This is a genomic window from Niastella yeongjuensis (assembly GCF_900110245.1).
Taxonomy (GTDB): Bacteria; Bacteroidota; Bacteroidia; order Chitinophagales; family Chitinophagaceae; genus Niastella; species Niastella yeongjuensis.
This window is the reverse complement of the sequence record NZ_FOCZ01000009.1, coordinates 144,506-156,853: the sequence shown is the minus strand read 5'-3', so window position 1 is coordinate 156,853 and position 12,348 is coordinate 144,506. Positions and strand designations below refer to the sequence as shown.

7 protein-coding genes are annotated in these 12,348 nt (G+C 45.9%); all 7 read left to right on the top strand.

The genetic code is table 11. The annotated features are described in order from the left end of the window. Positions 1–115 precede the first annotated feature (115 nt). A complete protein-coding gene (locus BMX95_RS23220; RefSeq protein WP_081197878.1) occupies positions 116–1,060 on the top strand; it encodes a DUF1259 domain-containing protein in 945 nt (314 codons plus the stop codon). Positions 1,061–1,141: 81 nt separating this feature from the next. After that, the gene (locus tag BMX95_RS23215; protein ID WP_081197985.1) at positions 1,142–2,416 is read left to right on the top strand and encodes a hemolysin family protein; all 1,275 of its coding nucleotides are present in this window, start codon (positions 1,142–1,144) and stop codon (positions 2,414–2,416) included. A 132-nt stretch (positions 2,417–2,548) separates the two neighbouring features. Further along, positions 2,549–3,142: an RNA polymerase sigma factor gene (locus BMX95_RS23210; protein WP_081197877.1), complete on the top strand. Its 594-nt coding sequence runs from the start codon at positions 2,549–2,551 to the stop codon at positions 3,140–3,142. A 144-nt stretch (positions 3,143–3,286) separates the two neighbouring features. After that, the gene (locus BMX95_RS23205; protein ID WP_081197876.1) at positions 3,287–4,531 is read left to right on the top strand and encodes a FecR family protein; all 1,245 of its coding nucleotides are present in this window, start codon (positions 3,287–3,289) and stop codon (positions 4,529–4,531) included. A 184-nt stretch (positions 4,532–4,715) separates the two neighbouring features. Further along, positions 4,716–10,073, top strand: coding sequence for a T9SS type A sorting domain-containing protein (locus BMX95_RS23200; RefSeq protein ID WP_081197875.1), 5,358 nt, complete (start codon positions 4,716–4,718; stop codon positions 10,071–10,073). 211 nt (positions 10,074–10,284) lie between these two features. Beyond that, positions 10,285–10,878, top strand: a complete 594-nt coding sequence (locus BMX95_RS23195) for an RNA polymerase sigma factor (RefSeq protein ID WP_081197874.1) — start codon at positions 10,285–10,287, stop codon at positions 10,876–10,878. 190 nt (positions 10,879–11,068) lie between these two features. Continuing rightward, positions 11,069–12,244: a FecR family protein gene (locus BMX95_RS23190; RefSeq protein WP_081197873.1), complete on the top strand. Its 1,176-nt coding sequence runs from the start codon at positions 11,069–11,071 to the stop codon at positions 12,242–12,244. Positions 12,245–12,348: the final 104 nt, after the last annotated feature.

Sequence of the window (12,348 nt, the reverse complement as noted above, 5' to 3'; positions counted from 1 at the left end):
ATCCCCTCCCGGGAGGGGTGGGTATCATCAATGTTTATGTGCTGCACGCTGCGGCCCCTGTCCACTTGTAAACTTGTCAACTAATCACTAGTTTAGTGCCTCAAATAAACAGGACATGAAACAATTACTTGTTTTGCTGAGTGCACTGGGTTTTATTACAGCATGTAATTCCGGTTCCGAAACAGCTGATGCAAAAAAGCAGGGTGCCATCGCCTGCCCGCCGGGTAGTAAAGTAGATGTGGCTACCATTGAAAGCATCACCGGAATGAAAGGCGTGGAAAAGAACGGGGAATACAAGATCACGGTGCCGCAGAACGACCTGCATATGATGGTGGATGGGTTTAAGATCATTCCGCCTATGGGATTGAGCAGCTGGGTGGCCTTTACGCCCTGTGGCGACAGCGCTATGGTGATGGGCGACCTGATATTAACAGAAATTGATTTAAAATGGATCCAGCAGGAAGTGATTGCCCAGGGATTTGCTATCACGGCCATCCATAACCATTTTGTGCGCAACCGTCCAACAGTGATGTATATGCACATTGACCGCAAAGCCGATATCACCACCCTGGCCAATGGCGTAAAAGCGATCCTGAATAGAATAAAAGAGATCCGGGGCGTAGACCCGGCTGCTGAAAAAGCCGATAGCGTAGAAAATACGCTGAACGTGGCCCAGCTCGATGCACTGTTGGGACAAAAGGGCGAGATGAATAAAGGCGTATACAAATATACCATCGGCCGGCCCGATGTGCAATTGATGGAACATGGCATTCCCGTAAGCAGTTTCATGGGCTTCAATACCTGGGCTGCCTGGCAGGGAACGCCAGACAGGGCGGCCGTATGCGGCGATTTTGTGATGCTTGAAAACGAAGTAGCGCCGGTAATAAAAGAGCTGGTGATCCATGGCCTGGAAGTAGTGGCCGTTCATAACCATATGGTACATGAAGAACCCAAAACCTTCTTTTTACACTATTGGGGCGTAGGTAATATGGTACAAATGGCGCAGGGAATAAAGTCGGCCCTGGATGAAACCGGGAAGGGCGGCGCTGTGGCCCATTAAAGTATACAAAGTCTTAATTTACAGTTCTATATTTGCCCCAGAAAAGACATGGTGAACAAAATCATGTCTTTTCAACTTATTATGGAAATCCTGATTATCCTGCTGTTGATTTTGCTTAATGGAGTTTTTTCCATGAGTGAGATTGCCCTCGTTTCCTCCCGGAAATTCAAGCTGGAAAATGCTGCCCGTAAGGGTAATACAAATGCCCGCAAAGCACTGGAACTGGCAAACAACCCCAACACATTTTTATCGACCGTTCAAATAGGTATTACCCTCATCGGTATTTTAACCGGTATATATAGTGGTGAGAAAATACAGGACAACCTGCGCGTGGCTATTGAAAAAATAGACTGGCTGAAAGAGTACTCCCAAAGTGTTTCCGTGGCCGTTATCGTTGTGGTGATCACTTTTTTCTCCATCGTTTTTGGCGAACTGATCCCCAAACGCATCGGGCTGATGTTTCCTGAAACCATTGCCTCTGTAGTAGCCACTCCTATGACCCTTATTTCTAAAATTACCAAACCCTTCATTTGGTTACTCACAAAAACAAACGATATCTTCCTGGGCATCTTTGGCCTGAAGGAACAAAAAGATGTCATTGTAAGTGAAGAAGAAATAAAGGCCATTGTGCAGGAAAGCGCAGAAAGCGGCGAAATTCAACAAATTGAACAATCCATTGTAGAACGTGTTTTTGCCCTGGGCGATAGAAAAGTAAACGAATTGATGACTCACCGCAGCGACCTGCTGTGTTTTAATATTACCGACGACCTGACCGCAATTAAAGAAAAGGCGCATATCGAAGCCCATTCCGTATATCCGGTATACCGGAAATCAATGGATAACATGGTGGGCGTTGTATCGGTAAAAGACATCTTCCCGAAGGATTTTACCACTACCAAATTTAACCTGGCCGACTTTTTACGACTGCCGGTTATGGTACCGGAAAGCGCACCTGCGTATAAAGTGCTGGAAAAATTCAAGGAAAGCAAGATGCACTATGCCTTTGTGCTCGATGAATATGGTTCCGTAGTGGGCATGGTGAGCATGGACGACATCCTCGATGCCCTCATAGGTGATGTAACCGAATACAACCAGCAGGAGTTCCAGATCATAAAAAGAGAAGACAATACCTGGCTGGCAGATGGCGGTTACCCCTACTTCGAGTTTTTGAATTATTTCCATTTACAAAACCGCGAACTGGAAGAAGGCGAGTACAATACCCTGGCCGGTTTGGTGTTGCACGTAACAGGCTACATCCCCAAAACCGGTGACATCATAAAATGGAACGAATTTGAGTTCGAAGTGCTTGATCTGGATGGGCCAAAGATTGATAAGGTCCTGATTAGAAAGACATAAAATGTTTCCCTGACATTATTTTTTACAGATAGCAAAAAAATATTTTGATTATTCATTAAACGCCGTAGATTAGCCCCGGTGTTCCTGAAATCAAATAACCAATAGTCCTGTTAATATAAACGCTGAAAACCCTTGGCATTTCAACCTGAATACAACGAGATTGATTTACTGAAGCTGGTGGCTGATGGTGATAGAAATGCATTTACACAGATCTATAATAATTACCGCAATAAAATATACTCCATCGCTTACGAGCTCACCGAATCAACCGGTGTGTCGGAAGAAATAGTACAGGATGTTTTTTTAAAGATCTGGGTAAAACGGGAAACGCTGAAGGAAGTGGCACATTTCAGGGCCTACCTGTTTACCATCACCCGCAACTATGTATTTACCGCTTTAAAAAGAATTGCCCGGCGGGAAAGCCTGGAAGTAAGCGCCATGGAAGGCACGCCCCTGTTTCACCACGATACCGAAGACCAGGTACTGAACAACGAATACACCCGCATTTTACAAGCTGCCATCGATCGACTGCCCGAACAACAACGGCTGGTGTACAACCTCATTAAAAAAGAAGGGTTGAAAAGGGAAGAGGCTGCTGTAGCGCTGCAGTTATCGCCCGAAACTGTAAAAACACATTTAGCCCAGGCCATGCGCAGCATCAGAACCTATTGCCTTACCCGGCTCGACGTTACTATTACGTTGATTATTTTGATGCGTCATTATTAATCTGCTGATTATCACTGTAGTTTTTCCTCTTTAAAAATATTTTTAAAACTTTTTCACCCGCACTCACCCAAACAGGTTTGTGCTGCACTCTCTTTTTGTATAACACGCAAGTGTAAGAACGTTCAAAATACCCAACTGTAGTTTATGGCTTCATTGCTGGAATATTTATTAAACAGGTACGCTGATAAAACAGCTACCCCCGAGGAGAAGGAAGAGCTGATGCGATTGCTGCAGGATAGCGGTAATGAGGAAACCGTACATCAGGTGATTGACAGAATGATCGCTGAACGGCCTGTGGCGCATGAAATGCCTGAAAAAACAGCCCAGGCGGTATTACAGGCAATCTTTGAAGCGGAGGAAACACCGGTGGTCAATATGAACACAACACCGGTACGCCAGATGCCTTACTGGCGCATTGCAGCTGCAGCTGTAGTGTTGCTGATGGTAACTGCTGGGGGCCTGGTGTGGATGAATTATAATTCAAAAACGCAAGTAGCAGTTAATTTAAAGAATGATGTGGCACCCGGTGGTAATAAAGCAGTGCTTACGCTGGCCGATGGCAGTACCATTGTGCTGGATAATGAAAAGAACGGTGTGTTAGCGCAGGAAGGCAATGCAAAAGTGGTGAAGCTGAAGAACGGACAACTGGTATATGCAAAAGCTGATGACGGATCAGCCGATGCCAATGCGCCGGTACCATATAACACATTGTCGACACCAAAGGGCGGTCAGTATAATATTGAATTACCCGATGGCAGTAAAGTGTGGTTAAATGCAGCCTCATCGATCACGTACCCCACAGCATTCAATGCAAAAGAAAGAAAAGTGCAGGTTACCGGTGAAGCTTACTTTGAAGTAGCCAAATTGGTAACTGCGAATGATGGAAAACGTATACCATTTATTGTTGACATACTCGCTTCCAGAAACAATCTCCCCTCAACCGGGGGGGCCAGGGGGGGCCTGGGACAGGTACAAGTGTTAGGCACACATTTTAACATCAACGCCTACGACGATGAAGTGGCTGTAAAAACCACGCTGCTCGAAGGAAAAGTGAAGTTTGTTGGCAAAGCTGATTCCTTATTGTTAGCACCCGGACAACAGGCTGTAGCCGCAAAACAACTGAGCATTAACGAGTCGCCTGATGTGAACCAGGTAATGGCATGGAAGAACGGGGTGTTTCATTTTGAAAATGCCGATATAAAAACAGTGATGCGGCAGGTGTCGCGCTGGTACGATGTAGAAGTAGTATATAAAAGAAGCCTTGATAATGATGATCCTTTATTCTTTGAAGTAACGCGCAATACCAATTTGTCTGACGTGTTACGCGTGTTGAACCTGGCCGGAGGCGCCAGGTACAGCATCCTGGATAAAAAGGTCATAGTCCAATAATAGCTCTGATGTGTTTTGCTCCAATCAACCAAACAGTGATCTTAAAAAAAAATTGATTACATGAAAATTCAGTAACCTGGAAAACCCCTAACCCCTAATCCCGGCTGTAATACATTATTGAGATAAACTTATAGCGGGTACCCATTCGCAGTTCGATTCCCTAATTAAAACATTGGAATATCCCATGAAAATCTTTACACAGATAAAGAGCAGGATCCTCATGCCCAAAATACTGGTAACAGTATTGTTTTTGATGGTCCTGTTCAACCAAACAGTATCTGCTCAACGCGTGTTCGCGCACCCTGGCATCAGTCACAAACGTTCTGACCTCGACCGTATGAAATATATGGTGCAGGCAGGTAAAGAACCCTGGAAAACGTCTTTTGCCAACTTCACCAAGAATCCCTACGCCAGTTATACATATGCAGTACAGGGCAACTCAGGCATTACCAGCCTGGTTGTAAACGGAACCGATGCTGGTTTCAATTACGAGAAATTCAAGTACGACGCATTGGCTGCTTATTACAATGCCATCATGTGGTACATTACCGGTGATGAAAGAAACGCGAAGAAAGCTGTAGAGATCTTCAATGCATGGGTAAACCTCAGAAATATTAATTCAGGTGGAACACAGGCGTTGGATGCAGGCCGGGTAATTTGGAAAATGCTGGAGGGAGCTGAGATCATCAAAAGCACCTACACTGGCTGGTCTGCCACTGATTTGGCTAAATTCAAAGCGATGCTGGTATACCCCGGTTATTCAACCATGTTGGAACCAACCGCGGCCATCGCATCTGAAGATGTTACTTTTTACTGGTTCATGTACAATGGCGACCCCGGTCGTCATGGCAACCAGGGTCTTTTTGCCATGCGCGGTATTATGGCGATGGGTATCTTCCTGGATAATGAAACAATGTATGATCGTGCCCTGCGCTATTTAACCGGTCAACCCCACCGGTCAGATGATTTACCTTATCCGCCCGGACCCCGTTCAACAGGATCAACCCCTTCTTATACCAGCGATTATTTTGATGAGTATACCCCTACTGCTTCAGTAGGAACAACGCCCGACTATGGTTACAATGAAACTATAGGCAACTATATCTGGGAAAATGGTCAGCCGCAGGAAGCTTCCCGCGACCAGTCGCATACCGTAACCGGTGTAGCTATCATCAACACACTTTGTGAAATGGCCTGGAACCAGGGTAATGATATGTATAGTTTTCTCGACTACCGCCCATTGCTGGGTATAGAGTTCGGCATGCATTACAACGCATCACTCAACTATCCTTTCCCCGATCAGCCAACACCGTGGGAACCAACTGTACAAAGCGGTGAATTTATTCAACGCAGAGACCGCAGCGGTCGCTGGTTCAGCAAAAAAATGAACCCTTATTCCGAGAAAGACCTGACCCGTTTATTAAGAGGCACCAACTTCAAATTCAGCGAATATCCGTTCCATGAAATGGCATTGGCACACTACCGCGACCGCGTTGGCTTAAACCCCGACAAATACAAATGGTTACAACGGGTATTCGATATTTCAACAAGAGAGTCTGGTGTAGAAGGGCAGGGTTTCCAGGTTGACTTCCCGGGCTGGGGTGGATTGACCTTCCGCAGAGCGGCTAACTGTCCTGGTGATCCCGTAGAATTCGTAAATGGCCAACCTGTGTACAGAATGAACCTGGCACCCGGTAAAATTGAAGCGGAAAACTTTGACCACTTCACTACCGATGGACAGGGCAAAGTATACAACGATAAAACAACCGCCAACACCGGTGGTCAATATAGAACTGGTGAAGCTGTAGATATCGCTACCTGTTCAGAAGGCGGTTATGCCTTAACAGGTTTGGAAAGTGGCGAGTGGGTTAATTATACCATCGCTGTTCCCCAGGCCGGTACGTACAAATTGAAAATGCGTTATTCAGCAGTAGCTGCCAATGGCGCCCTGAAAGTGGAGTTTGATGGTACCGACAGAACCGGTGCGTTTGGTGTGCCTTTTGGCAGTGTGTTCTCTAATGGCGCCGATGACTGGCGCGAGATCACTGTAGGTTCAGCCTTCACCTTGCAGGCCGGTGTACAAAGTATGCGCGTGTCGATTGGCGGTACCAGCAATGCATTCAATATAAATAATTTCACGCTGGTTTATGTAGGAAGCCTGCAGGCACAAACGATCAACTTCAATAATATCCCTGTAAAGAAAATGGGTGATATCGAGTTCGATCCGGGTGCAACGGCTACATCAGGTTTACCTGTTACCTATATCAGTTCAAACCCCAGCGTGGCTACTATAGTAGATAACAAAATTCATATCATTGGCTCAGGTGTGGTAACCATCACCGCTGAACAGCCTGGTGATGACAATTACGCAGCTGCAGTCAACGTGGCCCAGACATTAACGATCACCGGTATTGCGGCCGGTGACTATCTGTCGACGGGGAACATGGCCTGGAACGGTGGTACCTGGAACATCTCGGATGGAAATGGCGGGATAAGCGGTACCACCACTACCGCGCCCACGAGTAGTATCAATGTTCATATAATGCCAGGACATACGGTCACCCTGGCAACCACGGCCGGGGTCAGTAAAAATCTTACAGTATACACCGGAGCTACCTTGTTACAACAGGTAGCTCTTACTGTTTCCGGCTTAACGGTGATCAGTGGTACAGAAACTATGTCAAACACCCTTACCGTAAATGATTTCTCCATTACAGATGGTGGAGTGGTAGCCTCTTTGACTGCTCCTGCAGGCAGTGTACAAAGCCTCATCACCAACAAGGCCACCACTATTGCCATCAATGGCCGTTTGGGTGCGCCTGCCGGTTCTACCATCACCACTGTTGGTTCAGGGATCCGCGTATTTGTGAACGCTACAGGAACCACCACTTTCACGGGAGACGGGGTAATGAACATTGCCCGTTTTTCGCCCAATGGTAACCAGGCCGGTAACCAGGACATTGTGATAGACATGGATATGGAGGCGCGTAACTATGCCGGTTCCAGCGTAAGCAGTTTTACGTTGCAAAACGGAAACAATGGAACAGGTATAAAGACACTTACTATCAATGCCGGTAAAACGGTAACTATAAATGGCCAGAATGGCCAGGGTGCTTTTCATGGCCAGTATGGTACAGGTTATGGCTGGACCGGTGTTGCCAACACAGGCGGCAGCATGACCTATAATATCAATGGTACGCTCGATTGTTCTACGGCCCAGTTTAACCTGGTAGCCAATCAGAACACAGCTACCAACTCAGTAATTGTAAATGTGAACGGTGTTTTGAAACTCGGTTCAACCGTACGGTTATTCCGTTTTCAGGGAGCACAAAAAATTGGCGTGAACATCGGTGATGATGGTATAGTAGATGGATCTACTGCGGCACTGAACCTGAACCCCGCCAGCAGCGGCCAGAGTATAAACGGTAGTAATTTTACCGGTACAGCCGCTGTTGCAACTGGTTTGGGTGGAGTGACCTTTAACGCCAACAATCCGGTAGTGGGCACTTATTCATTTGCAGGCAATGGTGGTTCTGGGTATGTAACTGCACCGGCAGTGTTCTTCACCGGCGGTACCCTGGCAACCAGCACAGCGCCTACTTATGCAGTAGCCAATATTACCGATGGAAAAGTTACAAGCATTACGGTTATTTCAACCGGTAACTATAATGTAAAACCTACCGGTCTTCAATTTGTGGGCGGGGGCGCACCAACACAATGGTTCGCAATGAAGGGTGATAATCAGTCGGGAACCTTCACCCGCCTTACAAATGCCGGCGTTGCTACGCCTTTATGGATCGGAGCTGGCGACAGCTACAACCCCGTAACCGTAAACCCTGCCGTAGGAACGGTTTTTACCGCGAATGTTAAACAGGGAGGTTTGATAGTAGGACTGCCTTATGAAGGCAGTGCCATCAACAGAAGCTGGGATATTCAACCGGCTACTATTTCTGCTACCGACCTCACTTTTGGATACAATACTACCGATGCCAATTCGCAATGTGATGTAGCCGCTGTTATGCGGTTGGTATCCGGTAACGCAGCCACTCTATCGAACGTTCAGGCCGCACCCGTTAAACCCGTAACAGCTCAGGCAACAAGCTATCAGGTGAGCTTTACAGGTGTTAACAGTTTCCCTGTATTTAATTTATTGAATACCGGAAAACAAACCATTTCCTTCGGTCCCTTGCAACCCGTATTGGTGAATGATGCCGATTTTGACGGAGGCGCCACAAGTACCTCTGCTTTACCTATTCAATATACCAGCGCTGATAATTCAGTGGCTACTATTGAAAATGGTAAAATTCATATCGTATCAGCAGGTAAAGTAACCATCACTGCCTCGCAAATTGGTGATGTGTACTACCTGGATGCCAACCCTGTTTCAACGGAACTGACTGTTAACAAAAAGTTTTTTGTTGATGGCGATAATGATGGTATAGGTGCAGGCGCAGCTGTATTATTTGCACAGAATGATGCTCCGGCCGGGTACTCGACCGACAGCACCGACTGTAATGATAATGATGTTGCCGTTCAGAAACCGCTGTTGTATTATATAGATGCTGACCACGACGGGTTTGGTTCTGCTACAACAGAAATGCTGTGTAATTCAAGCGCCCCTTATGGTTATGCCGCCAATAAGAACGATTGTGACGACAACGATGCCGCTGTGCAAGGCCCGGTTACCTATTATGTAGATGCCGACCACGACGGCTTTGGTTCTAAAACGGTTTCCGCTGTATTCTGTACATCTATCCCGCCTGCTGGTTATGTAGCCAACAACCTGGATTGTGATGATACCAGAATATTGTATGCCGACAATGACGGCGATGGAAGAGGGGCTGATGTTCCTGCTGCCTGTGGGGTTACCAACAACTCAGATTGCGACGACACCAACCCTGTTCAGTTAACAGCTACTATTCCGGATGTATATGTAGTAGACAATATTGCTACTGTCAAAAACACCATCTATGTTGGGTATGCTTCTTCATCTCTGCTGCTGGTAGCTAAACCTGCAGGTGGTACAGCGCCGTATACCTACAAATGGAGTAACAGTAAAAATACTTCGTCTATCACTGTGGCCGCTGCCGGTACATACAGCGTAACCATCACGGATGCCAAAGGCTGTTCTTCCTCCGCTGATATCCGCATTGAATCAACAAGTGTATCGTGTGGTCTTCGGGAGAGTAAAGTGGTGCTTTGTCACAATGGCCAAAGTTTGTGCGTAGATGAAGATGCTGTTGCAGCTCACCTCAACCATGGTGATAAACTGGGGTATTGCAGTGATAGAGATGCTATTAATGATATTACCGCGTATCCCAATCCGGTAATTGGTAATCATTTTGTAGTAAAAACTCCAGATTACCTGATCAACCGGCAGATCTGGATCACGCTCACCGACCTGCTGGGTAAAATAATGTATCAAAAACAAGTATTGAATACGACCGGTACTATCAATGTTCAGCTCGGCGTAAGTATCAGGCCGGGGATCTATGTACTGAAAATAAACAACGTTACAAAAAACAAGATGCTCGTGCTTTAATAATAATAAGTAAGACATAAGATAACAAAAGCCCTCCCGATGCATCGGGAGGGCTTTTGTTTTTTTTATATATTAATCTTGCACAGGTAATAAATTGATATACCTGTACGTTGCCGCATCTGAAATTATAATTATATAATACACAAAATCTTTATCGATATACCACTAATTGGTTTTTGTATTACTTTTACCGCTAAGTATAAGTCCTTATTTGGAAGCAGTTGTAATCCATACCGATGAAACATTACTCTCTCTGGTAGCCGATGGTGACAAGGAAGCATTTACCATGCTTTATCGTCGTTACTGGGAGTCGTTATTTGCAACAGCTGCAAGAGCGCTTCGCTCAAAAACCGATGCGGCTGATCTGGTACAGGATATATTTTTATCCATCTGGAATCGGCGCCATGATCTCCGGATCACCGGTTCACTGGCCGCTTACCTGCAAACGAGTGTACGGTACAAAGTCATAAAGTATATTGAAAAGAATATTACCCGCCGCGATTATCTTGTCCTGTTAACGGAAGTGCTTGTTAATTATCAGCCACCCGATGCTGAATCGCAACTACAAATAAAAGAGTTACAACACACCATTCAATCGGCCGTTGAGCAAATGCCGAACAAGATGCGTGAAGTATACCAGCTTAGCCGCAAGCATCATTTAACTCATAAGGAAATTGCCGAACGCCTCGCCATTTCAGATGAAACAGTAAAGAAGCATATACAGCATGCTTTACAAATTATTAAAACTGCCATCAGCCTGAACGCAACCACGTTTGCCGTTTTGTTAATGCAGTGGATGAAGTAAGGAAGTATCCCGACATTTCATATATCACATTTTGTGCATGTGAACGATTAACACGATTGTTTTTAACCGATCTGGATAAGGTATGTCTGCGTTTGGGTGAGTCCCGAAAAAAATATTTTTATTTTTTTTACCCCCTCGGGTCTTTTTACCGGACAGTATATACGTTGCCAGAAATTTTATAAGCCTTATTATGAGCGAAACACAGGCCACTGATCTTTTAAACAGATACAGTAGTGGAAATTGTACGGTTGCAGAGCAGCAGCTTGTTGAAGCATGGTACCAGGAATTGGTAAACACCGGTGAGCTGGAATATGGAGAAGGAGAGAAAGAATCAATTCAGGACGCCATTGAAGCTGGGTTACTGCAAAGCATTGCAACCGAGGAAATGCCTTATACGGAGTATGCCCCGGTTCGTCGAATGCATAGAACCTGGTGGGCTGCGGCCGCCATCCTGGTATGTTTATCAGGCGCCGTGCTTTATTTGCAGCATAAAAGGGAATTACTGGCAAAAGCCGAGTCAACATTAAAGAACGATGTAGAGCCGGGCAGCAATAAAGCGGTGCTTACCCTCTCGAATGGCAAAACCATTGTGCTCGATGATGCAGCCAATGGGGAAGTTGCCCGGGAGGGAAAAGCAAAAGTGCTGAAACCCGATGATGGAAAACTGGTGTATTCACCAGACAACAGCGGCGGCGATGGGCCATTGGCGTGGAATACCCTGGCCACTCCCCGCAGCGGACAATACCAGTTGCGTTTGCCCGATGGAACAAAAGTGTGGCTGAATTCGGAATCTTCCATCCATTACCCCACGGGTTTCAAAGGAAAGGAGAGAAGGGTGCAAATTACGGGCGAGGCTTATTTTGAAGTAACACACGATAACCAAATGCCCTTTATCGTAGATCTCCCCTCTAAAGGGGGGGCCGGGGGGGGCCAGGTGGAAGTGCTGGGCACCCATTTTAACGTAAATGCCTACGGCGACGAAAGCGCTATTAAAACTACTTTGCTGGAAGGGAAAGTGAAGGTGGTGGAAAAAACGGCCACGGTACAACAAACGGCTATTTTATCACCCGGGGAGCAGGCTGTAATTCCCAACAGCAACCGGATACAGGTTCGAAAAGCAGCTATTGACAATGTAGTAGCATGGAAAAACGGATTATTTCACTTTGAAAGTGCAGATATAAAAACGGTAATGCGACAGTTGGCAAGATGGTATGATGTAGAGGTGGTATATGAGGGCGCTGTCAAAAATGAGCCCCTGTTTGTTGAAATTTCACGGAACACCAGGTTATCAGATGTGTTGAAAGTATTGAAGGAGTCAGGAAGTGCAAAATTCAGCATCGAGGGGAAAAAGATCATTGTTAAATAACCCCTAGTTATATGTATATCCTATTTGAAGCCATCGCTGAGAAAATCAGGGAATTCATAACCAGTGAAAACAAGCGCCATCGCAGTATGTATGCAGGGGCTTTA